Consider the following 24,569-nt stretch of genomic DNA (forward strand, 5'->3'; position numbering starts at 1 on the left):
GCTGCCCAATCCCGGTTCAAATGCGCCCGGAGGGCGGATAATCACCGGTGTGCCGGGACCGCAGGCGCGGCGCCTTCGCCGATCAGTCCCCAGCTTCGCCGTGGCCGCAACGAGTTACGCGGCCACCGCCCTGGTGGGGCCGCCGGCATGGGCCGAACCGGCCGACAGCGTCGACCAGCCGGCGCCATGCTGGTCGGAACAGGTCGCCGTCAGCGCATCTCCGACGCAGGGCGCCGCGGGCCATCGCGGGCTGACGCTGATGTTCACCCTTGCCGGCGGCGCGGACCCGTGCACACTCACCGGTTACCCGGGCGTCGACTCCGGCACCGGCGGCCCGGCGATCCACGCCCAGCCCACGCCGCGTGGGTACATGGGTGGCCTGCCCGCCGGAGTCGACGTGCCGCCGAGCGTCATCCTGTCGCTGTCGACTTCAGGGCAAGCCGTTGTCGAGGGGGTGGAGGGGGTGGAGGGCCCGGGCTTCGACGCCGAGGGCAACGCCTGCCCCACCTATACCGACCTGGCCGTCAGCCCGCCCGACATCATTCAGGTGTTCACCGTGACGGCCACCATCGACGCCTGCCGGCTGGAGGTCCACCCCGTCACCGCGGGCTGATGGCGCGCTGGTCAGGAATCGGCCGGCGCCAGGCAGTAGACCCGCGGCGGGGAGGGGTAAGCAATGGTCTTGTCCCCGGGCGGGCAAGCCGTTGTGTCCGTGCTGCCGTCGATGCGCCGCACGACTCTGGTCCGCAACGGCTGGGACTCGTCGCAGTCGCCGGGCCGCATCGTCAAGTTCCCGGCACCATCGGCCAGCTGGTAGCACTGGCCCTGCTTGAGGTTGAGCGCAAAGCACAGGATCGTGGCGTCATCGGTGTACCGGTTGTAAACGGAGTGATCGCGTTTGCCGTCCGGGCAGGTCGCCGAGGGACCGCCTCTGAAGGCGAGTTCATAGGTATTCGCGGCGTTGGCGCAATCGTTTTCCGGCTCTGAAATGAAACGCGTTGCGAGAAAAGAGTTTTGGTCGACGCACTGGCCGAACTGCATGGACTTGTTCGTGTCGAACGGGCTGCGGTAGATTGGTCGCAACAGACCCCCGGCAATTCCCAGCGCACCCAAGGTCAGCAGTGCGACACCGATGACGATTAGCGTGGTACCCCACTTTCCCTGTCGGCGCTGCGGCGGGTACGTCACTGGCGTTGTGGGCGGGTACGGGTAGCCGGCATCAACGGAAAGGCCGGCAACGGCGGTGACCGCTCGATTGCGTGCGCGTAATCCGATGATCAGACAGGCCAATCCGATCGCGGAAATGCCGAACATCGCCGCCAGATACCCAACCTGAACAACGATTTCGTACAACGTCACAGCGCCATCCTAGTCACGGCGACCCAATTGCGGCTCTTCATCGTCGCTTGAGAGCCGCGCCCCGGTCGGGCCCTCGCGGCTGCAAGCCCCAGGGCCGCTGATGACGGCCCGCCGCGCCCGGTCCCCCGCAAGCGGGAGGTGCCCCCAGCGCCGCGCTTGCGACCGTCACTGGGTCGCTGATGACGGCCCGCCGCGCCCGGTCCCCCGCAAGCGGGAGGTGCCCCCAGCGCCGCGCTTGCGACCGTCACTAGGGTCGCTGTCATGCGTCGGATGCGGGCCGCGCTGGCCGTCCTCACCGGGATGCTGGCGGCCGGGTCCCTGGCCGGCTGCGGCGGCGGCGTCCTGAGCCCCGATCTCGTGCTGGTCAACGGCGGGGAGCCGCCCTACCCGCTGGTCCCCACCAGCACCAACGACAGCAACGGCGGGCGGATCATCGACCGGCTGTTCGCCGGCCTGGTGTCCTATGACGCCGCCGGACACCCGGCGAACGAGGTGGCCCAGTCGATCGAGACCACCGACAACGTCAACTACCGTGTGGTCCTCAAAGCCGGCTGGAAGTTCACCGACGGCTCGCCGGTGACGGCCCGCTCGTTCGTCGACGCGTGGAACTACGGCGCCCTGAGCACCAATGCCCAGCTGCAGCAAAGCTTTTTCAGCCCGATCGACGGGTTCGACGAGGCGGCCGCAGCGGCCCCCAAAAACGGACGGACCACCATGTCCGGGCTGCGGGTGGTCAACGATCTCGAGTTCACCGTGCGACTCAAGGCGCCGACCATCGACTTCGTGTTGCGGCTGGGCCACAGCGCGTTCTATCCGCTGCCGGACGCCGCGTTCCGCGACATGGCCGCGTTTGGCCGCAACCCTTTCGGCGACGGCCCGTACCGGCTCGCCGACGGCCCCGACGGGCCGGCCTGGGAGCACAACGTCAAGATCGACCTGCGGCCCAACCCCGGCTACCACGGCAACCGGATGCCGCACAATAAAGGATTGCGGTTCGAGTTCTACGCCAACCTCGACACCGCCTACGCCGACCTGTTGTCGGGCAATCTCGATGTGCTGGACACGATTCCGCCGAGCGCGCTGCCGGTCTACAAGCGCGACCTGGGTGACAACGTGACCAGCGGGCCCGTGGCGGTCAAGCACAGCCTCGACACCCCGCTGCGGCTGCAGCATTTCGGCGGCGAGGAAGGCCGCCTGCGCCGGCTCGCGCTGTCGGCCGCGGTCAACCGCGAGCAGATCTGCCGGCGGATCTTCATGGGCACCCGCACCCCGTCGCGCGATTTCACCGCCCGGTCGTTGCCGGGCTTCGACCCGAACCTGCCGGGCAACAACGTGCTGAACTTCGATCCCGATCGCGCGCGGCAACTCTGGGCGCAGGCCAACGCGATCTCGGCGTGGGGCGGCCAGTATGCCATCGCCTACAACGCCGACGCCGGAAACCAGGAATGGGTGGACGCGCTGGCCAACAGCATCAAGAACGTGCTGGGCATCGACGCCGTCGGCGCGCCGCAGCCGACCTTCGCCGGGTTTCGCACTCAGATCACCAACCACACCATCGGGACCGCGTTTCGCGCCGCGTGGCAGGGGGACTACCCGTCGATGATCGAGTTCCTCGCCCCCCTTTTCGCCACCGACGCGGGGTCCAACGACGTCGGTTACGCCAATCCCGAATTCGACGCGGCGCTGGCGGCCGCCGAGGCCGCGCCGAGTATTGACCAGTCGGATGCTTTGGCCAATGCCGCGCAGCGAATCCTGTTCCACGACATGCCCGTTGTCCCGCTGTGGGACAACATCGGGGTGGTCGGGTGGTCGGCGGAGGTCAAGGACGTACACGTCACCTGGAACGGTCTGCCCGACTACGAGAACATCGTGAAAGCTTGAGATGGGCTGGTACATCGCGCGGCGGATCGTCATCATGGTGCCGGTCTTTCTCGGCGCCACGCTGCTGATCTACGGCATGGTCTTCCTGTTGCCCGGCGATCCGGTGGCGGCGATGGCCGGGGACCGGCCGCTGACTCCCGCGGTGGCCGCCGCACTGCGTGCCCGCTACCACCTCGACGATCCCTTCGTCGTGCAGTACCTGCGCTACCTGGGCGGCATCCTGCACGGCGACTTGGGGCGCTCCTATTCCGGGCTGCCGGTCAGTGCCGTTCTGGCCCATGCCTTTCCGGTAACGCTGCGGCTAGCCCTAATCGCGGTGGCGGTGGAAACGGCGTTCGGCATCGGCTTCGGCGTGGTGTCGGGCCTGCGCGAGGGCGGAATCTTCGATTCCACGGTGCTGATCGCCGGCCTCGTCATCATCGCGATCCCGATCTTCGTCCTGGGCTTTCTGGCGCAATTCGTGTTTGGTGTGCGGCTCGGGATCGCGCCCGTCACCGTCGGCGAGCGGGCGACCTTCGCGCGGCTGCTGCTGCCCGGGATCGTCTTGGGCGCGGTGTCGTTCGCGTACGTGGTGCGGTTGACCCGGTCGGCGGTGGCCGCCAACGCGCACGCCGACCATGTCCGCACCGCCACCGCCAAGGGGCTGTCGCGGCGACGGGTCGTGACGGTGCACATCCTGCGCAACTCGCTGATCCCCGTGGTCACGTTCCTCGGCGCCGATCTCGGGTCGCTGATGGGCGGGGCCATCGTGACCGAAGGCATCTTCAACATCCACGGCGTCGGCGGCGTCTTGTATCAGGCCGTCATGAGGCAGGAGGCGCCGACGGTGGTCTCGATAGTGACGGTGTTGGTGGTCGTCTACCTGATCACCAACCTGGCGGTGGACCTGCTGTACGCCGCCCTCGATCCCCGGATCCGCTATGGCTGAGCGCAACACCGATCGCCACGGCTTCTGGCGCGACACCTGGCGTACGCTGCGGCGGCGTCCGAAGTTCATCATCGCCGCCGCGTTGATCGCGCTGATCGTTGTCGTCGCGTTGTTCCCGGTGTTGTTCACCGGAATCGATCCCGGTTACGCCGACCCGAGCCAGAGCCTGCTGCCCCCGTCGGCCGCGCACTGGTTCGGCACCGACCTGCAGGGCCACGACATCTACGCGCGCACCGTTTATGGGGCGCGGGCCTCGGTCACCGTTGGGCTCGGGGCCACCCTGCTCGTGTTCGTCGTCGGCGGCGCGCTCGGCTCGCTGGCCGGCTTCTACGGGGGGTGGATCGACGCCGTCGCCTCGCGCATCACCGACGTGTTCTTCGGCCTGCCGCTGCTGCTGGCCGCCATCGTCATCATGGGCGTCATGCACCACCGCCGGGTGTGGACCGTGGTCGCCATCCTGGCCCTGTTCGGCTGGCCACAGGTGGCCAGGGTCGCCCGCGGCGCGGTCCTCGAGGTGCGGGCCGGCGACCATGTGCTTGCCGCGAAAGCGTTGGGGCTGAGCAACTTCCAGACCCTTTTCCGGCATGTGCTGCCCAACGCCCTGGGCCCGGTATTCGCGGTGTGCACACTGGCCTTCGGCGTGTTCATCGTCACCGAGGCATCGCTGTCCTACCTCGGCGTCGGCCTACCGGCGTCGGTGGTGTCCTGGGGTGGCGATATCAACCTGGCGCAGAGCCGGCTGCGGTCGGGCTCGCCCATCCTGTTCTATCCCGCCGGCGCGCTCGCGATTACGGTGCTCGCCTTCATGATGATGGGCGACGCGCTGCGTGACGCCCTGGATCCCGGCTCGCGGGCACGGCGTGCATGAACACCTCGGACGAGCCGCTGCTGTCGGTCGAGGGCCTGGAGGTCGGGTTCGGCGACGATGCCGTGGTGTGCGGCGTGGATCTGACGGTGCGGCACGGTCAGACCGTCGCGGTCGTCGGCGAATCCGGATCGGGGAAATCCACGACGGCCGCCGCGATTCTCGGGTTGCTGCCGCCCGGGGGGCGAATCGCCGCCGGGCGCATCGTTTTCGACGGGCATGACATCACCGCCGCCGACCGCCGGTTGCTGCGATCGATCAGGGGCCGCGCCATAGGCTACGTGCCGCAAGATCCGATGACCAACCTCAACCCGGTGTGGAAGGTGGGCTTTCAGATCCGGGAAGCGTTGCGGGCCAACGCGGATGGCCGTGAGGCGCGGCAACGCGCTCTCGAACTCCTCGCCGAGGCGGGCATGCCGGACCCGGTCCAGCAGGCCGCCCGGTACCCCCATCAGCTTTCCGGCGGCATGTGCCAACGCGCGCTGATCGCCATCGGCTTGGCCGGACGGCCGAAGCTGCTCATCGCCGACGAGCCGACCTCGGCGCTCGACGTCACCGTGCAACGGCAGGTGCTGGACCATCTGCAGCGGCTCACCGCCGAACGCGGAACCGCGCTGCTGCTGATCACCCACGACCTGGCATTGGCCGCCGAACGGGCCGAGTCCGTGTTCGTCGTCCACCGCGGGCTGGTGGTGGAATCCGGTGCGGCGCAGTCTATTCTCCGTGAGCCGCAACACGAATACACCCGACGGCTCGTGGCCGCCGCCCCGTCGCTGACACCGAGTCCGTCCCGGCCCCGGCCGCACACCCCGAAGCCGCCCCCCGACGACATTCTCGTCGCCTCCGAGCTGACCAAGACCTACCGTGAGTCGCGCGGGGCGCCTCGGCGGCGTGGACAGTTCCGCGCGGTCGATGCCGTGTCGTTTCGGCTGCGCCGGGCGAGCACGCTGGCGATCGCGGGAGAGTCGGGGTCGGGGAAATCGACGCTGGCGCGGATGGTGCTGGGCCTGCTGTCGCCCACCTCGGGCACTGTGGTTTTCGATGGCACCGACATCAACGACAGGCTGGACCGCGAGACGGCGTTGGCGTTTCGCCGGCGCGTGCAGCCGGTGTTCCAGAACCCCTACAGCAGTTTGGATCCCATGTATTCGGTTTTTCGTGCCATCGAGGAGCCGTTGCGGATCCATCGGGTGGGCGATCGCGACCAGCGCGAGCGCGCGGTGCGCGAGCTCGTTGACCACGTGGCGCTGCCGTCCTCGCTGTTGGGGCGGCTGCCGCGCGAACTTTCGGGCGGCCAACGGCAACGGGTCGCGATCGCTCGGGCGCTGGCGCTGCGGCCCGAGGTCCTGGTGCTAGATGAGCCGGTGTCCGCGCTCGACGTGCTGGTGCAGGCGCAGATACTGGACCTGCTGGCCGAGTTGCAGGCCGAACTGGGGCTGACCTACCTGTTCATCAGCCATGACCTGGCGGTGATCCGGCAGATCGCCGACGACGTCCTGGTGATGCGCGCCGGCCGGGTGGTGGAGCAGGCGCCCGCCGAGGAGCTGTTCACCCGGCCCGGCCACGAGTACACCCGCCGGTTGCTGGAGGCCATACCGAGGCCATTCTGAGGCCGTCCTGAGGGCGGTGGCGCCGCCCGATAGGTTGGCAAGCTGTGACGGCTGATCCGCTGGCCCCGCTGATGGAGCTGCCCGGCGTCGCGGAGGCCAGCGACCGGGCCCGCGACGCGCTGGGTCGCGTCCACCGCCATCCGGCCAACCTGCGGCGGTGGCCGGTGACCGCCGCCGAAGCGGCGCTGCGGGCTGCGCGCGCTTCGTCGGTGCTCGACGGCGGTCCCGTGCGGCTGGACGACCTGGCGGAGGCCGCCTTACCAAACAGGGGAGTCAGCGACCCGGTGTTCGGCGGGGCGCTGCGCGTGGCCCAGGCGCTGGAGGGTGGGGAAGGGCCCCTGATCGGAATATGGCGGCGGGCACCGTTGCAGGCGCTGGCCCGTCTGCACATGCTCGCCGCGGCAGAGCTGGCGGAAGACGACCGTCTCGGCCGCCCGCGGGCCGACGCCGAGGTGGGGCCGCGGCTGGAGCTGCTGGCGGAGCTGGTGGCCGGCCGCACCCGCGCTCCGGCGCCAGTGGTGGCGGCGGTCGCACATGGGGAACTGCTGACGCTCAAGCCATTTGGCAGTGCGGACGGCGTGGTGGCCCGCGCGGTGTCGCGGCTGGTGACGATCGCCAGCGGGCTGGACCCACACGGATTGGGCGTGCCCGAGGTGAATTGGATGCGGCGGCCCGCCGATTATCGCGATGCGGCGCGGGGATTCACCGACGGCACACCGGACGGGGTGGGCGCCTGGTTGGTGCTGTGTTGCCGGGCGCTGCAGGCCGGTGCGCAGGAGGCTTTGTCGATCGCCGAGTCGCTGCCGAGACGGTAGCCGAGGGCTTCGAACCGGCACCAAAGAATGCGTTTCGCAAATGTAAAAGCGGGCGACGTCCCGAAATATTCGGTCCGCCGCCCGCTAGCACGGAACTCGGTTACCAAGCGTGCATCTCTGGGCTGCGCGGGTTGGCCTCGGCGATCTTGCGACGCTTCCGGTTGCAGCCCCACCCAAAGGGCCGTCGACACCTTCCGCTTTTCGCAATTACGCAGGCCCGCAACACTTCTGCCATTATCGCGGCTATGACTCCGCGTGGGTGCCGGGTTCCATGCTGGGCGCCCGATTCGGGAGAACGATCCTTCTCTTCCGGATCGACCTAGGCCTCACCGGGCTTCCGTGGTTCCTTTGTACTACTAGACCCCAACCACATCAAGGCCTAATTGCGAAACAAAAATGTATTGCGCGAATGGCATGTTTGCTGCCGTGCCTAAAAGGCGTAGCGGCGCAGCAGCGAGTAGGTGACCGCGCCGGCGGCGAGTGCGGTGACGCCGACCGCGGCGGTGGTCGCGATCGCGGCGCCCGACGGTGCCGGAATCCGGTCGCGCAGCGATACCGGACGGGAAAACATCAACACTGGCCAGCCGCGCTCGACGGCTTCCTTTCGCAAACCGCGGTCCGGGTTGACCACGCTGGGGTGGCCGACGGCCTCGAGCATGGGCAGATCGGTGATCGAGTCGGAGTAGGCGTAGCAGTGCTCGAGCGGATAGCTCTCCCGCGCGGCCAGCTCCCGGATCGCTTGCACCTTGCCGTCGCCGTAGCAGTAGAACGCGATCTCGCCGGTGTACTTGCCGTCGTCGACGACCATCCGGGTCGCCATCGCGTGCGTGGCGCCGAGCGCCCGGGCGATGGGGGCCACGATCTCCTCCCCGGACGCCGAGACCACGACGACGTCGCGGCCGCACAGCTTGTGGGCGGCGATGAGGTCCGCGGCTTCGGCGAACACCAGCGGGGTCACGATGTCGTGCAGGGTTTCGTTGACGATCGACTTGACCTGTTCGACGTCCCAACCGGCGACCATGTTCGTCATGTGGATGCGCATCCGGTCCATCTGGTCATGATCAGCGCCGGAGAGCAGATAGATGAACTGGGCGTAGCTGGACTTGAGCACGGCGCGGCGGTTGAGCAGTCCCTGGTTGAAGAAGGGTTTGCTGAAAGCCAGCGTGCTGGACTTGGCGATGATGGTCTTGTCCAGGTCGAAGAAGGCGGCAGTACGGGCGCGGGGACCGGTAGTCGCAGCTGTTTCCGGTGAGGTTTGCTGCCGCGCGGCCGAGTCGGAAACGGTCACCGAACCAGCATAGGTCGGTCGTCCGGGGGCGCCGCGGCGTTGGGCCGAAAACGGCCGCTCATAGCCGCCGCAAGAACATACCGTCGGTATTTTTGCGGCTCAACGCACCTTTCGCACGAACAACTACTTGCGTTAGTGCGGACTGTCATGTGTATAGTAAGCATTACTCGGCCTGAGCCGAGGGTGCATCAGCCCGACCCCCCGGGGCTGATACACGACGACCCTCGCCTCCTCCCCCCCTGGCGGGGGTCGTCCCTTTTCTAGGGTAATTTTCTCCTCCGGTTGGGCGTCGTCCCGCCGGCTGCCGCGCGTTGCGGGAAGGGCGCCTTGGCGCCGCGGACGTGCCCGGTGGCGCGGCGTTTGTACACACTCGCGTCTCTATCCACAAAACCGGCTTTGGGACTGGTGTGCCAAGGTCACGGCCCCGCAGGGTGGGTGGATGACCAGCACCACGGGCACGAAAGTGGCGGGATCCGCGGCCGTGTTGGCGATGTTGACCGACCCGGAATTGCGCGACGAGACGGACCGGGTGGCCGCGGCGGTCGGTGGTCGGGTGGTTCATGGCGGCGCCTCGACGGTGAGCCGGAAGGCGTGGTCTGCGGCCGCGGCGGTGGTGCTGGACGAGGCCGCAGCGGATCGATGCGGGCAGGCGGCGCTGCCGCGGCGCACGCACGTCAGCGTCGTGACCCTCGAGGACCCCGCGACGGCGACCTGGGCGGCGGCCGTCGCCGTCGGCGCCCAACGCGTGCTCAAGCTGCCCGAGCAAGAGCGCGAATTGATCCGCGAGCTTGCCGAGGCCGGTGAGTCGGCGCGCGATGACGGTTCGCGTGGCGCGGTCGTCGCCGTCGTCGGGGGCTGTGGCGGGGCCGGCGCGTCTTCGCTCGCGGTCGCCATAGCGCAAGCCGCCGGCGACGCGCTCCTGGTGGACCTCGACCCGTGGGGCGGCGGCATCGATCTGCTGGTGGGCGGCGAAAGCGCACCCGGCCTGCGGTGGCCCGATCTGGCGTTAGAGGGCGGTCGGCTCAACTGGTCGGCGGTGCGGGAGGCGCTGCCGCGGCACCGCGGCATCAGCGTGCTGTCCGGTACCCGCAGCGGGTACGAATTGGGCGCTGCGCCGGTGGACGCCGTGGTCGACGCCGGTCGCCGCGGGGGAGTCGCCGTCGTGTGCGACCTTCCGCGCCGTCTCAGCGATGCGACGCAAGCCGCGCTGGATGCCGCCGATCTCGTCGTGGTGGTCAGTCGCTGCGACGTGCGGGCGTGCGCGGCGACCGCGGCGATGGCCCCGCTGCTGGCCGAGGTCAATCCCAATCTCGGGCTGGTCGTGCGGGGCCCGTCGCCCGGGGGTTTGCGGGCCGCCGAGGTCGCCGACATCGCCGGCCTGCCGCTGCTCGCGTCCGTCAAGGCTCAGCCGCAACTCGCCGGGCGGTTGGAGCGCGGTGGCCTGCGGCTGGGACGGCGTTGTCCCCTTGGGGTGGCGGCGCGCCGGGTGTTGGCCGTGCTCCCGTCGGCCGGATCGGCGCGGAACGGCTGGGCGGCGTGAGCGGCTCCCTGATCGACCGGGTGCGCGAGCGGCTGGCAGCCGAATCCGTCCCGCTGCGACCCGGCGTGGTGGCGGCCGCGATCCGGGCCGAGTCGGGCGGGATGCTCGGCGATACGGAGGTCCTCGCCAATCTTCGGGTCTTGGAAACCGAGCTCACCGGTGCCGGCATCCTCGAACCGTTGTTGTGCGGGGACGGCACCACCGACGTCTTGGTCACCGCACCCGACGCGGTGTGGGTGGATGACGGAAAAGGGTTGCGGCGCAGCAGTATCCGTTTCGCCGACGAGGCCGCGGTTCGGCGGTTGGCGCAGCGGCTGGCGTTGGCCGCCGGTCGGCGCCTGGACGACGCGCAGCCGTGGGTGGACGGCCGGTTGACGGGCATCGGCTCCGGAGGTTTCGCGGTGCGGCTGCATGCCGTGTTGCCGCCCATCGCGGCCGGCGGCACCTGCCTGTCGCTGCGCGTGTTGCGGCCGGCCACGCAGGATTTGCCGGCCCTCATCGCGGCCGGCGCGATCGACGCCCGGGCCGGCGCGCTGATCCGCGACGTCATCGCCGCTCGGCTGGCCTTCCTCGTATGCGGCGGCACCGGGGCCGGCAAGACGACCTTGCTGGCGGCGATGCTGGGCGCAGTAGCGCCCACCGAACGGATCGTGTGCGTCGAGGATGCCGCCGAGCTGGCGCCCCGGCATCCGCATCTGGTCAAGCTGGTCGCACGGTGCGCCAACGTCGAAGGCGTCGGCGAGGTGCCGCTGCGCGAACTCGTCCGGCAGGCGTTGCGGATGCGGCCCGACCGCATCGTGGTCGGCGAGGTCAGGGGCGCCGAAGTGGTCGATCTGCTGGCGGCGCTGAACACCGGCCACGACGGCGGCGCGGGCACGCTGCACGCCAACAGTCCGGGCGAGGTTCCCGCCCGGCTGGAGGCGCTGGGCGCCCTCGGCGGCCTCGGCCGGGCGGCTCTGCACAGCCAACTCGGCGCGGCCGTCCAGGTACTGCTGCACGTCGCGCGGGACCGGGCCGGCCGGCGGCGGCTCGGCGAGATAGCTGTGTTGCGCCGTGTTGACGGGCAGGCCCGGGCGGTCACCGCCTGGCATGCGGACCGGGGCCTGACCGATGATGCGGGGGACCTGCATCGCCTGCTGCGGAGCCGGACCTCGGCATGAACGGTCTTGCGGTTGCCGCCCTGCTGTTATCCCTTGCGCTGCTGGCGCTCCCGCCGTCGCCGCTGCACCGGTTGACGAGCCCGGGGCGCGTTCCCCGATGGCCTGTCGCCGGCCGCAGCGGGGTGGCAGGCGCCGCTGCGTGTGTCCTCGTGGCCGCCGCCGTCCTGCTGCCGGCGACAGCGGTGCTCGCCGTCGCGGTGGTGGTCGCGACCGCGAGCCTGCGGTACCGGCGGCGCCGTCGTATCCGGCGCGCCGCGGAAGAGGGCCGAACGCTGGAAGCCGCACTCGACCTGCTGGTCGGCGAGTTGCGCGTGGGCTCCCATCCGGTGCGCGCGTTCCGGGTCGCGGCCGAGGAGACCGCCGGCGCGGTTGCCGTGGCGTTGCGCGCGGTCGCGGCGCGGGCCAGGCTGGGTGCCGACGTCACCGCCGGCCTGCGCGCCGCGGCGCGCTCGTCGGCCCTGCCCGCACAGTGGGATCGACTCGCGGTGTGCTGGCAACTGGCCGGCGACCAAGGGCTGGCGATAGCCACGCTGATGCGTGCCGCTCAGCGCGATGTCGCCGAGCGGCAACGCTTTTCGGCACGCGTGAGGTCGAACATGGCCGGCGCGCGCGCCACCGCGACGATTCTGGCGGGCCTGCCGGTGCTCGGCGTGCTGCTGGGTCAACTGATCGGGGCCCGGCCATTGAAATTTCTGCTGGACGGGCACACCGGTGGCTGGCTGCTGGTCGTCGGGTCGACGCTGGCCTGCGGCGGGCTGCTGTGGTCGGACCGCATCACAGATCGGGTCGAGGCATGAGTACGGCGGCGGTGCTGCTGGCCGTGGCGTTGTGGATCGGCCCGGGCCCGTCGGCGGTGCGGGCGCGCGCGGGGGCCTTGTCGGGCGCTCATCGCCGGCGAGCGACGGTGCCGGCGAGGCCGCGACGTGGTCCCGACCCGCTGGCGGTCGCCTCCAGCCTCGATGTGCTGGCCGTGTGCCTGGAGGCGGGCATGGCGGTGTCGACGGCCGCCGCGGCGACGGCCCCATCCGCACCGCCGCAGCTGGCCGGGGTGTTGCGCCGCGCCGCGGATCTGCTGGCGCTGGGCGCGGATCCCGCTGTCGCATGGTCGATTCCGCCGAACCCGCCGACCGGCGCGGCCGGCGCGCACATCGATGCGCTGCTGCGGCTGGCCCGGCGGTCGGCGTCCTCCGGCTCGGCACTGGCCAGCAGCGTCGCCGAGTTGGCCGACCAATCCCGCCACGACGCCGCGCACGCCGCCACGGCGGCTGCCGAACGAGCGGGGATTCTGATCGCCGGACCGCTCGGTCTCTGCTTCTTGCCGGCGTTTGTCTGCCTGGGCATCGTTCCGGTGGTGGTGGGACTGGCCGGTGATGTCTTGCAGTCCGGCCTGCTGTGAAACGAAAGGAAGGCATTGATGGTCAACATGTTTCGCGCATTGCTGGCCCGCGTGGCCGTGCTGGCGACCGACGAGTCGGGCATGTCCACGGTCGAGTACGCGATCGGCACCATAGCCGCGGCCGCGTTCGGCGCAATCCTCTACACCGTCGTCACCGGCGATTCCATCGTCTCGGCGCTGACCAACATCATCGGTCGCGCGCTCAACACCAAGGTCTAGCCGGTTGTGCGGGCGCGAGCACCGTTGAGGCCGCGCTGGCGATCGCCTCGCTGGTCGTGGTGCTGGTGCTGTGCCTCGCCGGAGTCACCGCGGTGTCGATGCAGGTGCGCTGCGTCGACGCTGCCCGCGAGGCGGCGCGGCTGGCCGCGCGCGGCGACGAACGGTCGGCGGTTGACGCCGCCCGCCGCGTCGCCCCCGCGGGGGCGCGGGTCGAGGTGCATCGTGACGGCGAATTTGTCGTCGCCGCGGTCATTGCCCACTCAAAGGTCTTGCCGTCCTTGGACATTGCGGCCAGGGCGGTCGCGGCGGCCGAGCCCGGGGGATGATCGGGGCTCGGCGACGGTACTCGCGGCCGCGATGGTGGCGGTGCTGCTGTTCGTCGCCGGCGCGGGCGCCTATCTCGGCTCGGTGGTGGTGGCGCGCCACCGGGCGCAGGCCGCGGCCGACCTGGCTGCGTTGGCCGCGGCGGCCCGGCTGCCGGCCGGGGCCGCGGCGGCCTGCGCCCGCGCGACGGTGGTGGCGCGTGAGATGCAAGTGAACGACGCGCGATGCGAGGTGGACGACCTCGACGTCGTCGTCACGGTCCAAGTGGCCGTGGCCTTTGCGGGCGCGGCGCGGGCGGCCGCGCGGGCGGGGCCGGCCGACAGCGGCGGCTAGGTCCTGTCATCGGGGGCCTTTGGCAAGCCCGCGGCGGCGAGTTCCTCCTCCGTCGGCAATCGCAGGGAGACGAGTCCGGCGAAGGCGTCCGGTTCGAGTTCCACCCTGTTGACCGTGACGTGCACCGGCACCCAATCGACGTCGTGGCCCCGCATGCGCAGTACCCGACTCGTCGGGCCGTCGGCGAATTCCGTTGTCATGGAGGACTTTAGGTGTTCGTCATCGGGATGGACCTTCGGCCTGTCCGTCTTGCTGCCGCGCCAGTCGTAGAAAGTGCAGGGCTCGTCGAGCCATTTCAGCAGGGTCCAGCCGTCGAGATCGACCAGGGCCCGGTGGACCCCGGCCTGGGCGAGTCCGTTCAGGATCCGTTGCGCCAGATCGTCCGTGGACACGACCGGGCCCTTGAGTTCCGAGCGCCAGTTCATCGCCCGGGCGATCAGGTGGTCCCGGCCGTCCGGTCCCGGTTCCAAGGCCGTCCGCGCGACGAAACCGATCCGGATTGGCTTGCCTTGCCAGTCGGTGAGATCCCATGTGCTGCAGATTGTTTGGTCGGGCTTGGCCCGGACGGCCATGGCAAGCACCTTGGTTTCGTTCGGATTGAGCTGGCGCGACGGAAGGTCTTCCGCAAAAGCCCTGCCCAAGGTGACTTCGACGTCGGGGTTCTTGCCGCTGTTGGCCAGGGATTCCCGGGTATCGGTCGCCACGCCAAGGGTCAGGTCCCACTTCAGCGGGCCGGGGGTCGGCCGGTCGGCCGGTTCGGCGTCGGCGGGGCCCGTCCAGACATGGATGCCGTGGATCTGACCGTCGGACATGACCACGGGTTCGGTACGGATGACGCGGTCGCGCTTGGTGGTGATGCTGGTCAGGCTCTGCCCGGTCTGCACCGACTCGGCGATCGCGGTCCGGACGGCCGCGAGATGGGGACTGCGGCGCAGGAAGGTGGTGATCGGGACGAGGTTTTTGAGCTGCCGTCCCTGCGCGACTACGGCGGGCTCGCCCCCAAGCGTCTCCACGAGCAACCAGTCGTGGGCCATGCGGCTGATTTTACGGTGGACACCGGGGTCGATGGGGGCCGGGTTCGGTGCGGCGAGCAATGGCTTTTGCCCACGTCACCATCGCGGGTGATGGTATGTTGGCATTTCTTCGGCAGTGAGGAAACGCGCGTTGGAGCGGCGTCTGTCACGACGCTGATTTGTGGGGGTCGACCGTTGAGGGGTCGGTCGCCATCCCGAGGTCTCAGCGTGCGTCGTGACCCAGTTCCGCGAGCACCAGCCGCAGCACCGTCACCGCCCCCGCCTTGTCCAGTGGGTTGTTGCCGTTGCCGCATTTGGGGGATTGCACGCACGACGGGCATCCGTTGCGGCATTCGCACGCTTCGATCGCCGCGGCCGTGGCGCCCAGCCAGGTACGGGCCTGGCGGAAGCCCCGTTCGGCGAAGCCCGCCCCGCCCGGGTAGCCGTCGTAGACGAAGACGCTGGGCAGCCCGTCGGGTCCGATCGCGGTGGACAGGCCGCCGATGTCGCCGCGGTCGCAGCTGGCCACCAGGGGCAGCAGCCCGATGGCGGCATGCTCGGCGGCGTGCAATGAGCCGGGGATGCGGGGGGCCTCGATCCCGTTGCGCAGCAATGCATCCGGGACGATGGTGTACACGGCGGCGGTGGTGGGCAGCACGTGCTCCGGCATGTCCAGCTCGATGAAGTCGATGACCTCCCCGGACAGCCGGCGCCGCAGGTAACCAAAGACCCGATGAGTGACCCGGACCGGCACCAAACCCAGGCTGACGGGCCCGAACTCGCAGCGTTCACCGGTCCCGGTGACGACGATGTCGGTGAGCTCGCGCGCGAACGTCGCGTAGCCCGGATCCTCGGCGTGGACGAACGCGATCCCGTCCTCGGTGTCCAGGGAGTCGACGACGTAGGTCTCGCCCTGGTGCAGGTAGACCGCTCCCGGGTGGACCGAGGCCGGGGCCTGATCGACGCCGGCGCTGCCCAGCAGGCGCCCGGTGTCCGCCTCGACGATGACGATCTGGCCGCCCGCCGAGCCCCGAATGTCCACCGCGGAATGGGGCTGGATGCCGGCCGCGGGAAAGTACTTATCGTTGCGCCGCCGCAGCAGCCCGTCATCGACCAGGCCCTGAGCCACCTCGGCCGCGCCGAAATCCCGGACCTCGCCCTCGTCGAGGGGCATCTCGGTTGCCGCGCAGAGCAGCTGCGGACCGAGGATGTAGGGGTTGGCGGGATCGATCACGACCCGCTCGACCGGCTTGCCGAGCAGCGCCGCGGGGTTGTGTACCAGGTAAGTGTCCAGCGGGTCGTCGCGGGCGATCAGCACGACCAGCGCCCCCTGACCCCGCCGGCCTGACCGGCCGGCCTGCTGCCAGAACGAGGCGACCGTCCCGGGGAACCCGGCGAGCACCACGGCGTCGAGGCCGGCGATGTCGACGCCCAGCTCCAGCGCGTTGGTGGTGGCCAGCCCGCGCAGCCGGCCCTCGGCCAGGGCGCGCTCCAGCGCGGTGCGATCCTCGGCGAGATAGCCGGCCCGATACGACGCCACCTTCGAAGACAGCTCCGGGGCGATGTCGTCGAGACGCGCCCGCGTTCCCAGCGCGGTCAGTTCCGCGGCACGCCGCGACCGAACGAACGTCAGCGTCTGCGCTCCCTCGGCGATCAGGTCGGCCATCACGCGCGCCGCCTCGGCACCGGCGGAGCGGCGCACCGGCGCACCGTTCTCGCCGGTCAGATCCGCCCGCAACGCGGGCTCCCACAACGCCACCGTCCGGGCCCCCTGCGGCGAGCCGTCCTCGGTGACCTCCTCGACCGGGCGGCCGATGAGTTCGGCCGCCGTCGCACCCGGCGAATCCGTCGTCGCGCTGGCGAACACCACCGTCGGCGCAGAGGAATAGCGCTCACACAGCCGCAGCAGGCGGCGCAACACCATCGCCACGTTTGAGCCGAAAACCCCACGGTAGTAATGGCATTCATCGACGATCACGAATCGAAGGCCACGCAGCAGCACGGCCCAGCGGGCGTGGTTGCGCAGTATCGACAAGTGGATCATGTCCGGGTTGGAAAACAGCCAGCGGGAGCGCTCCCGGGCGAAGCGGCGCACCTCGGCGGGGCTGTCGCCGTCGTAGGCGGTGGGCGCGACGTCCTGCAGCCGCGGAATGGCCGCGGTCAGCGCATGCGCGGCGCGCAACTGATCGTGACCGAGCGCTTTGGTCGGCGACAGGTATAGCACCCGGGCCCGCGGATCCGTGGCGAGCGCGTTGAGGACGGGAAGCTGATAGGCCAATGACTTGCCCGACGCCGTGCCGGTGCTGATCACAACATGACGGCCGGCGTGGGCCAGCTCCGCAGCTGCCGCCTGGTGTGACCACGGGTCACTGATGCCGCGTTGCGCGAACGCGCGAACGAGGTCGGGCTCGGCCCACTCGGGCCAGCTGTGCGGCCGGCCGCTGCGCGCGGGCAACTCGGCGACGTGGCGCAGGGGATGCTCGTCGGCCGCGGTACCGGCGAGGGCGACGGCCAGCAGGTCGGCGCCGAAACTCGCCACCTCACACCCTCCAAGCATCCGACTAAGGATTCGTCCAAGACACAAGTCTGTCGCCGACGCCATGAACATGGTTGACTATTTGCGGTCGCAGCTTCTGTGTTCGTGTCAAACTTTCGCAGGAACAACGTTGCGGCCGCGGTTCCTGCGAGGTTATCGGTCGGGTGAAGTTCCGGCGACTCAGCGAGGTATGGCGGTCGTAGTCGGCCCGGGGCACCGAAAGGCGGTGCCCCGCACCCAAAAGAAAAGGAAAGATCGAGAGATGCCACAGGGAACTGTGAAGTGGTTCAACGCGGAGAAGGGTTTCGGGTTCATTGCGCCCGAAGACGGCTCCGCAGATGTTTTTGTCCACTACACGGAGATCCAGGGTTCGGGCTTCCGCACCCTCGAAGAAAACCAGAAGGTCGAGTTCGAGATCGGCCACAGCCCTAAGGGCCCCCAGGCCACCGGAGTCCGGTCCGTCTGAGACGAGCGGATTCTCCACGAGAACCCCCCGCGCAACCCGCTTTGCGGTCCCGCCGGGGGGTTTTCTTTCTGCGTCGAGCCTGTCCGGGCCTCCCGAGCCGCCGCGCCGAAGAACTGAAGGCGCAGACGGACGACCTGGCCTACTGTCGGTGGCGTGAGCCAGCTTTCCTTCTTCACTGCGGAGTCGGTGCCGCCCGCGGTCGCCGATCTCTCCGGGGTGCTGGCGGCCTCCGGCCAGATCGTCCTGGTCGGCCCCCCGTCTCAAAGCCAGGCGCAGGGCGCTCGGCTTGCCCGCCTTTCAGTGGTCGTGGACCGGGCGTGGCGGGCCTCGGCGCTGGCCGAGATGATCCGGGATGCGGGTCTGGAGCCCGAGATCGGCCGAACCGACGAGGACACCCCCTTGGTGCGGACGGCGGTGACCCCTTCGCTGGTGTCGCTCGCCGCCGAATGGACGCGCGGCGCGGTCAAGACGGTGCCCCCGCGGTGGCTGCCCGGGCCGCGGGAGCTCCGGGCGTGGACGCTGGCGGCCGGCAATCCCGAGGGCGACCACTATCTGCTGTGTCTTGACCCCCACGCACCCGACACCCACTCCCCGCTCGCGTCGGCGTTGATGCGGGTCGGAATCGCGCCCACCCTGATCGGCACCCGCGGTAGTCGCCCGGCGCTTCGGATCAGCGGCCGTCGAAGGCTATCGCGCCTGGTAGAGAACGTGGGGGAACCCCCGGACGGCGACGAGCCGTTGTCGCTGTGGCCCCGCGTCTAGCCGGACTCCAGCGCCAAAAATTTCAGCGGCCGGTTTGCGCAGCCCCACCCGAGGGTGCGAAATTGTCAGATGCCCCGCTGGGCGAGGGAACGCTGGCGTATCTGATTTCACCGGAATTTCGGACGCTGGCCTGTCATTCTTCCTGCAGGGCGGTCTCGCAAGGGGGGCCGGGATAAGAGATGGAGCGTAAGCGCAGTTGGCTGACCCGAAGCTAAAAGACCGCGTCAGCGGCACAAATGGCAGCCGTCGGCGGCTCGTGATCGTCGAGTCGCCGACCAAGGCGCGCAAGCTGGCGGGCTACCTGGGCTCCAGCTACATTGTCGAGTCATCGCGCGGCCACATCCGTGATCTGCCCCGAGCCGCCGCCGATGTGCCCGCGAAGTTCAAGTCCGAGCCCTGGGCCCGGCTGGGCGTCAACGTCGACCACGACTTCGAGCCGCTCTACATCATCAGCCCGGAGAAGAAGAGCACCGTCAGCGAGCTGAAGGGCCTGCTGAAAGACGTCGATGAGCTCTACCTGGCCACGGATGGTGACCGCGAGGGCGAAGCCATCGCCTGGCACCTGCTGGAAACTCTCAAGCCCAGCATCCCGGTCAAGCGGATGGTCTTCCACGAGATCACCGAACCGGCGATCCTCGAGGCGGCCGAAAACCCCCGCGACCTGGACATCGACCTGGTCGACGCCCAGGAGACCCGCCGCATCCTGGACCGGCTGTACGGCTACGAGGTCAGTCCGGTGCTGTGGAAAAAGGTCGCGCCCAAGCTGTCGGCGGGCCGGGTCCAGTCGGTGGCGACCCGGATCATCGTGCAGCGCGAGCGCGACCGCATGGCCTTCCGCAGCGCCTCGTACTGGGACATCGTCGCCCAGCTGGACGCCAGCGTGTCGGACCCGCAGGCCCAGCCGCCCACCTTCACGGCCCGGCTGACCAATGTGGACGGCCTGCGGGTCGCCACCGGCCGTGATTTCGACTCGCTGGGTCAGCTGCGAAAGGCCGACGAGGTCGTGATTCTCGACGAGGCCGGCGCGACCGAGCTGGCGGCGGGATTGCGGGGCGCGCAGCTGTCGGTGGCGGCGGTCGAGGAGAAGCCCTACACCCGGCGCCCCTACGCGCCGTTCATGACGTCGACGCTGCAGCAGGAGGCCGGGCGCAAGTTGCGGTTCTCCTCCGAACGCACGATGAGCATCGCCCAGCGCCTCTACGAAAACGGCTACATCACTTATATGCGTACCGATTCCACGACACTGTCGGAGTCGGCGATCAACGCGGCGCGCACCCAGGCGCGCCAGCTGTACGGCGCGGAGTACGTCTCGCCGTCGCCGCGCCAGTACACCCGCAAGGTGAAGAACGCCCAGGAGGCGCACGAGGCGATCCGGCCGGCCGGTGAGACGTTCGCCACCCCGGACGCGGTGCGCCGGGAGCTCGACGGCGACGAGTTCCGGTTGTACGAGCTGATCTGGCAGCGCACGGTCGCCTCGCAGATGGCCGACGCGCGGGGCACGACGCTGAGCCTGCGGATCGCCGGCGCATCCAACGGCCGCGATGTCGTGTTCTCCGCGAGCGGGCGCACCATCACGTTCGCCGGCTTCCTCAAGGCCTACGTGGAAACGGTGGACGAGCTGGCCGGCGGGGAGGCCGACGACGCCGAGCGGCGGCTGCCGCACCTGAGCGAGGGGCAGCGGCTGGAGGCCCTCGAGCTCACCCCCGACGGCCACGCCACCAACCCGCCGGCGCGCTACACCGAGGCCTCGCTGGTCAAGGCGCTCGAGGAGCTGGGCATCGGCCGTCCGTCGACGTACTCGTCGATCATCAAGACCATCCAGGACCGCGGCTACGTCTACAAGAAGGGCAGCGCGCTGGTGCCCTCGTGGGTCGCGTTCGCCGTCACGGGGCTGCTGGAACAGCATTTCGGCCGGCTCGTCGACTATGGTTTCACCGCGGCGATGGAAGACGAGCTCGACGCGATCGCGTCGGGCACCGAGCGACGCACCAACTGGCTCAACAACTTCTACTTCGGCGGCGACCACGGCGTACCCGACTCGGTGGCCCGCTCCGGTGGCCTGAAGAAGCTGGTCGGCGTCAACCTCGAAGGCATCGACGCGCGAGAGGTCAACTCCATCAGAGTGTTTGACGACGCGCAGGGTCGGCCCGTCTACGTTCGGGTGGGCAAGAACGGCCCCTACCTGGAACGCATCGTGACCAACGACGACGGCGAGCCCACGCCGCAGCGGGCCAACCTCAACGAGTCGCTGACCCCGGACGAGCTGACGCTCGAGGTCGCCGAAGAGCTTTTCGCCACCCCGCAAGAGGGCCGGGTCTTGGGGGTCGACCCCGAAACCGGTCACGAGATCGTCGCCAAGGACGGCCGGTACGGGCCGTACGTGACCGAGGTCCTGCCCCCGCAGCCCGACGAGGATGACGGCGGCGCCCCGGCGAAGAAGGGGAAGAAGCCCACCGGGCCCAAGCCCCGGACCGGTTCGCTGCTGCGCAGCATGGACCTGCAGACGGTGACGCTCGAGGACGCGCTGAAGCTGCTGTCGCTGCCCCGCGTGGTCGGCGTGGACCCCCAGTCCGGTGAGGAAATCACCGCGCAGAACGGACGGTACGGGCCATACCTGAAGCGGGGCAACGATTCTCGTTCGCTGGCCACCGAGGATCAGATTTTCGACATCACCCTCGAAGAGGCGCTGAAAATTTACGCCGAGCCCAAACGCCGCGGCAGGCAGACCGCTTCGGCGCCGCCGCTGCGCGAGTTGGGCGTCGATCCTGCGTCGGGCAAGCCGATGGTGATCAAGGACGGCCGGTTCGGGCCGTACGTCACCGACGGGGAGACCAACGCCAGCCTGCGCAAGGGCGACGAGGTGCTGTCGATCACCGACGAGCGCGCCGCCGAACTGCTGGCCGACCGGCGGGCCCGGGGCCCGGCCAAGCGGCCCGCGAAGAAATCCACACGCAGGGCGCCCGCGAAGAAGGCCACCAAGCGCGCTTAGCTGCGCACCTCGCTCGAGAGCTGTTCGTCGGCAACATCTTCCGGAGTGGCGAGTTTCACCGGCCGGGCCAACTGGGTCGGTGCCGCGCGCCCGCGCAGCTCGACCACCTCGCCCACGTCCCAGCACAGCGCCTCGGCGTCCAGCGCGCCGCTGACCGCGATCGCCGACGCGAGCACGTGCCCGGGCTCGAGCTTGGCCAGCTCGGTGAGCCGGGCGGCCTCGTTGACCGGGTCGCCGATGACGGTGTACTCGAAGCGGGCCTGCGCGCCGATGTGGCCGGCGATGGCGCGGCCGGCCGACACCCCGATCCCGAACTCCGCCGACCCGATCACGGGCAGGATCTCGTCGTGCAGCTCGCGCGCGGCGGCCAGCGCGCCGCCGGACGCGTCGGGGTGTTCGATCGGCGCACCGAAGATCGCCAACGCCGCGTCGCCCTGGAACTTGTTGACGAACCCGCCGTGCTTGCCGACGGTGTCCACCACGACGCGGAAGAACTCGTTGAGCAGGTGGACCACCTCGGCGGGCGGACGCGTCGCGGCCAGCTGGGTGGAGCCGACCAGGTCCACGAACAGCACCGCGACGTCGCGCTCCTGCCCGCCCAGCTCGGTGCCGCGCTCCAGGGCGCGGCGGGCCACGTCCTCACCGACGTAACGGCCGAACAGGTCGCGCAGGCGCTGCCGCTCGGACAGGTCACGGACCATGTCGTTGAAGCCGGCCTGCAGCAGGCCCAGTTCGCTGGCGTCGTAGATCTGCATGTGCGCGTTGTAGTTACCGCGCTGTACCTCGGACAGCGCCCAGCGCAGCTGCCGCAGCGGGTCGGCGATCGACATCGCCACCAGCAGGGTGCTGACCAGCCCGAGGCCCAGCGCCGCCAGCGCCAGCAGCAGGATGGGATTGAACAACTTCTCGGGCGTGGCGTGCAGCAGGGAGGCCTTGTCGGCCACCACGGCCAGCACGATCGCCAACAGCGGCACGGCGGTGGACAGCATCCAACTCAGCATCTGCCGCAGGATGACCCCGGGCGCCTTGACGTTCTCGGGCACGCCGCTGCGCAGGGCCGCGACGGCGACCGGCCGCAGCACCCGCTCGGACTGCAGGTAACCGATGATCGCGGTCGCGGCGGCGCCCAGCGCGGTGGCGACCGCGACGACGGGCGCGGTGTACTTGGCCACCGACCAGCTGGCGATGATGAACACCACACCGCCGATGCACCACGCGACCCCGCTGGTGAGGGCCCGGTAGAACGGCATGCGCAGCGCGCGGCTGCGGGCCAGTTCGGTGCCGGCCGGATCGTCGTCGGCGAGCAGATTGTCGCGGCGCTGCCAGCGAAACACCGGCAGCATCAGCCTGAGGTTGAACACGATCCCGGCCAGGAACAGGAAGATCACCACGCTGATGAAGATGGCCAGGTTGACCGGCGGCAGATCCTGCAGCTGGATGCGGTCCTGGGGCGGCAGCCCGTAGCGCAGGAAGCCCAGCACGAAAAGGCCGCCGATGATGTCGGCCTGCAGCATGCTCAGCGCGAACAGCGGCCACGGGGTGCGCACCACCCACCGGACGAACGCGTTGATTCGCCCGGGCAGTGCTGCCGCGGTTGCCACCAATCCACCGTATCGGGCAGGGCGGACTTGGCGGAAAACAACAAGTATCTCGGCAAGTCGTCGGCACCTGCCAAAATGCGCCGGAAGGTAACGGCATTGTCGCGATACGGTGGCCGATCGGTATCTGTCCGCCGGTGTCACTAATGTTGCCGGTGATGTCCGGGGTGTTTACGCGGCTGGTAGGCCAAGAGGCCGTGGTGGCCGGGCTGCTCGCCGCCGCGCGCGCCGCCCGCGGTGATCCGGCTCACAGCGACGCGGGCGACGGGACTATGACACATGCCTGGCTCATCACCGGGCCACCGGGTTCCGGCCGCTCGGTGGCGGCGCTGTGCTTCGCCGCCGCGCTGCAATGCACCTCCGCTGGCGAACCGGGGTGCGGGCGTTGCCGGGCGTGCACGACGACGATGGCCGGTACCCACGCCGACGTGCGCCGGGTGATCCCGGAAGGCCTGTCCATCGGCGTGGACGAGATGCGCGCCATCGTGCAGATCGCGTCGCGCCGGCCCACTACGGGGCACCGGCAGATCGTGGTGATCGAAGACGCCGACCGGTTGACCGAGGGTGCGGCGAACGCGCTGCTGAAGGTCGTCGAGGAACCGCCGCCGTCGACGGTGTTCCTGCTGTGCGCGCCGTCGGTAGATCCCGAGGACATCGCGGTCACGCTGCGATCCCGCTGCCGGCTCGTCGCGCTGGTCACCCCGCCGACCGAGGCGATCGCGCAGGTCCTCGTCGACAGCGACGGCCTGGACGCCGCGACGGCGAACTGGGCGGCGTCGGTCAGCGGCGGGCACGTCGGGCGGGCGCGCCGGCTGGCCACCGACCCCGAGGCCCGGCAGCGGCGGGAGCGGGCGCTCGGGCTCGTGCGCGACGCCGCGACCCCGGCGCGCGCCTACGCCGCCGCCGAGGAACTCGTGGCTGCCGCCGAGGCCGAGGCCGTGGTGCTGACGGCGGACCGCGCCGAGACCGAGACCGAAGAGCTGCGCACCGCCCTGGGCGCCGGCGGGACGGGCAAGGGCACCGCGGGTGCGCTGCGGGGCGCCGTCGGCGCGATGAAGGACCTGGAGCGACGGCAGAAGTCGCGGCAGACGCGGGCGTCGCGCGATGCCCTGGACCGGGCGCTGATCGACCTGGCGACGTACTTCCGGGACGCGCTGGTGGTGGCGGCGCGCGCCGGCGGCGTGCGGGCGAACCATCCCGACATGGCCGAGCGGGCGGCGGCGCTGGCCAGCCATGCCTCACCCGAGCGGCTGCTGCGCTGCATCGAGGCGGTGCTGGAGTGCCGCGAGGCGCTGGCGATCAACGTCAAACCCAAGTTCGCCGTCGACGCGATGGTCGCGACCATCGGCCAGGAACTTGGGTGACCCGGCCGGCCTGCCGTAGACTCGTGCCGCCCGGCAGGGCACGCCACCTTAGCTCAGTCGGTAGAGCGGCTCACTCGTAATGAGCAGGTCAGGAGTTCGATTCTCCTAGGTGGCTCCACTTTC

22 protein-coding genes and 1 tRNA gene are annotated in these 24,569 nt (G+C 69.9%); 18 read left to right on the plus strand and 5 right to left on the minus strand.

Annotation, left to right across the window (positions count from 1 at the left end; all coding sequences use genetic code 11):
- Positions 1–49 precede the first annotated feature (49 nt).
- On the plus strand, positions 50–613 hold the full coding sequence (locus VMD50_RS01905; RefSeq protein ID WP_325424289.1) for a DUF4232 domain-containing protein: 564 nt from the start codon (positions 50–52) through the stop codon (positions 611–613).
- Between the two features lie 11 nt (positions 614–624).
- Here the strand turns inward: VMD50_RS01905 and VMD50_RS01910 are convergent, their stop codons facing one another.
- Positions 625–1,359, minus strand: coding sequence for an LppU/SCO3897 family protein (locus VMD50_RS01910; protein ID WP_325424291.1), 735 nt, complete (start codon positions 1,357–1,359; stop codon positions 625–627).
- A gap of 270 nt (positions 1,360–1,629) precedes the next feature.
- Here VMD50_RS01910 and VMD50_RS01915 point away from each other — a divergent pair, with 270 nt between their 5' ends.
- The 5 genes from VMD50_RS01915 to VMD50_RS01935 are packed head-to-tail and all read left to right on the plus strand — an operon-like array spanning position 1,630 to position 7,458.
- The gene (locus tag VMD50_RS01915) at positions 1,630–3,240 is read left to right on the plus strand and encodes a peptide ABC transporter substrate-binding protein (RefSeq protein WP_414685975.1); all 1,611 of its coding nucleotides are present in this window, start codon (positions 1,630–1,632) and stop codon (positions 3,238–3,240) included.
- A 1-nt stretch (position 3,241) separates the two neighbouring features.
- The gene (locus VMD50_RS01920; RefSeq protein WP_325424295.1) at positions 3,242–4,168 is read left to right on the plus strand and encodes an ABC transporter permease; all 927 of its coding nucleotides are present in this window, start codon (positions 3,242–3,244) and stop codon (positions 4,166–4,168) included.
- A complete protein-coding gene (locus VMD50_RS01925; RefSeq protein ID WP_325424297.1) occupies positions 4,161–5,036 on the plus strand; it encodes an ABC transporter permease in 876 nt (291 codons plus the stop codon). The genes VMD50_RS01920 and VMD50_RS01925 overlap by 8 nt, the downstream gene beginning before the upstream one ends.
- A complete protein-coding gene (locus VMD50_RS01930; RefSeq protein ID WP_325424299.1) occupies positions 5,033–6,643 on the plus strand; it encodes an ABC transporter ATP-binding protein in 1,611 nt (536 codons plus the stop codon). The genes VMD50_RS01925 and VMD50_RS01930 overlap by 4 nt, the downstream gene beginning before the upstream one ends.
- Before the next feature lie 44 nt (positions 6,644–6,687).
- Positions 6,688–7,458, plus strand: coding sequence for an oxidoreductase (locus VMD50_RS01935; RefSeq protein ID WP_325424301.1), 771 nt, complete (start codon positions 6,688–6,690; stop codon positions 7,456–7,458).
- Positions 7,459–7,888: 430 nt separating this feature from the next.
- On the opposite strand, the gene VMD50_RS01940 is transcribed toward VMD50_RS01935, so the two are convergent.
- Positions 7,889–8,746, minus strand: coding sequence for an HAD-IB family hydrolase (locus VMD50_RS01940; protein ID WP_325424302.1), 858 nt, complete (start codon positions 8,744–8,746; stop codon positions 7,889–7,891).
- Between the two features lie 490 nt (positions 8,747–9,236).
- Here VMD50_RS01940 and ssd point away from each other — a divergent pair, with 490 nt between their 5' ends.
- The 7 genes from ssd to VMD50_RS01975 are packed head-to-tail and all read left to right on the plus strand — an operon-like array spanning position 9,237 to position 13,718.
- Positions 9,237–10,286, plus strand: coding sequence for a septum site-determining protein Ssd (gene ssd / locus VMD50_RS01945; protein WP_325424400.1), 1,050 nt, complete (start codon positions 9,237–9,239; stop codon positions 10,284–10,286).
- The gene (locus tag VMD50_RS01950) at positions 10,283–11,446 is read left to right on the plus strand and encodes a TadA family conjugal transfer-associated ATPase (protein WP_325424304.1); all 1,164 of its coding nucleotides are present in this window, start codon (positions 10,283–10,285) and stop codon (positions 11,444–11,446) included. The genes ssd and VMD50_RS01950 overlap by 4 nt, the downstream gene beginning before the upstream one ends.
- Positions 11,443–12,243, plus strand: a complete 801-nt coding sequence (locus VMD50_RS01955) for a type II secretion system F family protein (RefSeq protein ID WP_325424306.1) — start codon at positions 11,443–11,445, stop codon at positions 12,241–12,243. The genes VMD50_RS01950 and VMD50_RS01955 overlap by 4 nt, the downstream gene beginning before the upstream one ends.
- A complete protein-coding gene (locus VMD50_RS01960) occupies positions 12,240–12,842 on the plus strand; it encodes a type II secretion system F family protein (protein WP_325424308.1) in 603 nt (200 codons plus the stop codon). Before VMD50_RS01955 ends, VMD50_RS01960 begins: the two co-directional genes overlap by 4 nt.
- A gap of 18 nt (positions 12,843–12,860) precedes the next feature.
- Positions 12,861–13,061, plus strand: a complete 201-nt coding sequence (locus VMD50_RS01965) for a DUF4244 domain-containing protein (protein WP_325424310.1) — start codon at positions 12,861–12,863, stop codon at positions 13,059–13,061.
- A 50-nt stretch (positions 13,062–13,111) separates the two neighbouring features.
- A complete protein-coding gene (locus VMD50_RS01970) occupies positions 13,112–13,387 on the plus strand; it encodes a TadE family type IV pilus minor pilin (RefSeq protein WP_414685976.1) in 276 nt (91 codons plus the stop codon).
- 31 nt (positions 13,388–13,418) lie between these two features.
- A complete protein-coding gene (locus VMD50_RS01975; RefSeq protein WP_325424312.1) occupies positions 13,419–13,718 on the plus strand; it encodes an Rv3654c family TadE-like protein in 300 nt (99 codons plus the stop codon).
- Here VMD50_RS01975 and VMD50_RS01980 read toward each other — a convergent pair.
- Positions 13,715–14,752 (minus strand): PAS domain-containing protein, encoded by a 1,038-nt coding sequence (locus tag VMD50_RS01980; protein ID WP_325424404.1) that lies wholly within the window; start codon positions 14,750–14,752, stop codon positions 13,715–13,717. The two genes, VMD50_RS01975 and VMD50_RS01980, sit on opposite strands and share 4 nt — an antisense overlap.
- Before the next feature lie 202 nt (positions 14,753–14,954).
- Positions 14,955–17,270, minus strand: coding sequence for a DEAD/DEAH box helicase (locus VMD50_RS01985; RefSeq protein ID WP_325424314.1), 2,316 nt, complete (start codon positions 17,268–17,270; stop codon positions 14,955–14,957).
- 259 nt (positions 17,271–17,529) lie between these two features.
- Here VMD50_RS01985 and cspA point away from each other — a divergent pair, with 259 nt between their 5' ends.
- From cspA to topA, 3 genes are all read left to right on the plus strand, one after another.
- Positions 17,530–17,733: a cold shock protein CspA gene (gene cspA / locus VMD50_RS01990; protein WP_007166602.1), complete on the plus strand. Its 204-nt coding sequence runs from the start codon at positions 17,530–17,532 to the stop codon at positions 17,731–17,733.
- Positions 17,734–17,886: 153 nt separating this feature from the next.
- Complete coding sequence (locus VMD50_RS01995; RefSeq protein WP_325424329.1) at positions 17,887–18,495, plus strand: hypothetical protein; 609 nt, start codon at positions 17,887–17,889, stop codon at positions 18,493–18,495.
- A gap of 196 nt (positions 18,496–18,691) precedes the next feature.
- Positions 18,692–21,484 (plus strand): type I DNA topoisomerase, encoded by a 2,793-nt coding sequence (gene topA / locus VMD50_RS02000; protein ID WP_325424331.1) that lies wholly within the window; start codon positions 18,692–18,694, stop codon positions 21,482–21,484.
- Here the strand turns inward: topA and VMD50_RS02005 are convergent.
- Entirely contained in the window at positions 21,481–23,133 is a 1,653-nt protein-coding gene (locus VMD50_RS02005) for an adenylate/guanylate cyclase domain-containing protein (protein ID WP_325424406.1), read from the minus strand. The two genes, topA and VMD50_RS02005, sit on opposite strands and share 4 nt — an antisense overlap.
- Before the next feature lie 107 nt (positions 23,134–23,240).
- Here VMD50_RS02005 and VMD50_RS02010 point away from each other — a divergent pair, with 107 nt between their 5' ends.
- Together VMD50_RS02010 and VMD50_RS02015 are read left to right on the plus strand one after the other, a co-directional pair.
- A complete protein-coding gene (locus VMD50_RS02010) occupies positions 23,241–24,446 on the plus strand; it encodes a DNA polymerase III subunit delta' (protein ID WP_325424333.1) in 1,206 nt (401 codons plus the stop codon).
- A gap of 42 nt (positions 24,447–24,488) precedes the next feature.
- Positions 24,489–24,564, plus strand: a tRNA-Thr gene (locus tag VMD50_RS02015).
- Positions 24,565–24,569 lie beyond the last annotated feature (5 nt).

The organism is Mycobacterium sp., from assembly GCF_035506235.1.
Lineage (GTDB): Bacteria > Actinomycetota > Actinomycetes > Mycobacteriales > Mycobacteriaceae > Mycobacterium.

Excerpts from the sequence above, each read along its gene's own strand:
- VMD50_RS01915 (WP_414685975.1), top strand. The coding sequence starts at position 1,630 with ATGCGGGCCGCGCTGGCCGTCCTCACCGGGATGCTGGCGGCCGGGTCC.
- VMD50_RS01920 (WP_325424295.1), top strand. The coding sequence starts at position 3,242 with ATGGGCTGGTACATCGCGCGGCGGATCGTCATCATGGTGCCGGTCTTT.
- VMD50_RS01925 (WP_325424297.1), top strand. The coding sequence starts at position 4,161 with ATGGCTGAGCGCAACACCGATCGCCACGGCTTCTGGCGCGACACCTGG.
- VMD50_RS01930 (WP_325424299.1), top strand. The coding sequence starts at position 5,033 with ATGAACACCTCGGACGAGCCGCTGCTGTCGGTCGAGGGCCTGGAGGTC.
- ssd (WP_325424400.1), top strand. The coding sequence starts at position 9,237 with ATGTTGACCGACCCGGAATTGCGCGACGAGACGGACCGGGTGGCCGCG.
- VMD50_RS01955 (WP_325424306.1), top strand. The coding sequence starts at position 11,443 with ATGAACGGTCTTGCGGTTGCCGCCCTGCTGTTATCCCTTGCGCTGCTG.
- VMD50_RS01960 (WP_325424308.1), top strand. The coding sequence starts at position 12,240 with ATGAGTACGGCGGCGGTGCTGCTGGCCGTGGCGTTGTGGATCGGCCCG.
- VMD50_RS01965 (WP_325424310.1), top strand. The coding sequence starts at position 12,861 with ATGGTCAACATGTTTCGCGCATTGCTGGCCCGCGTGGCCGTGCTGGCG.
- VMD50_RS01975 (WP_325424312.1), top strand. The coding sequence starts at position 13,419 with ATGGTGGCGGTGCTGCTGTTCGTCGCCGGCGCGGGCGCCTATCTCGGC.
- VMD50_RS01980 (WP_325424404.1), bottom strand. The coding sequence starts at position 14,752 with ATGGCCCACGACTGGTTGCTCGTGGAGACGCTTGGGGGCGAGCCCGCC.
- cspA (WP_007166602.1), top strand. The coding sequence starts at position 17,530 with ATGCCACAGGGAACTGTGAAGTGGTTCAACGCGGAGAAGGGTTTCGGG.
- VMD50_RS02010 (WP_325424333.1), top strand. The coding sequence starts at position 23,241 with ATGTCCGGGGTGTTTACGCGGCTGGTAGGCCAAGAGGCCGTGGTGGCC.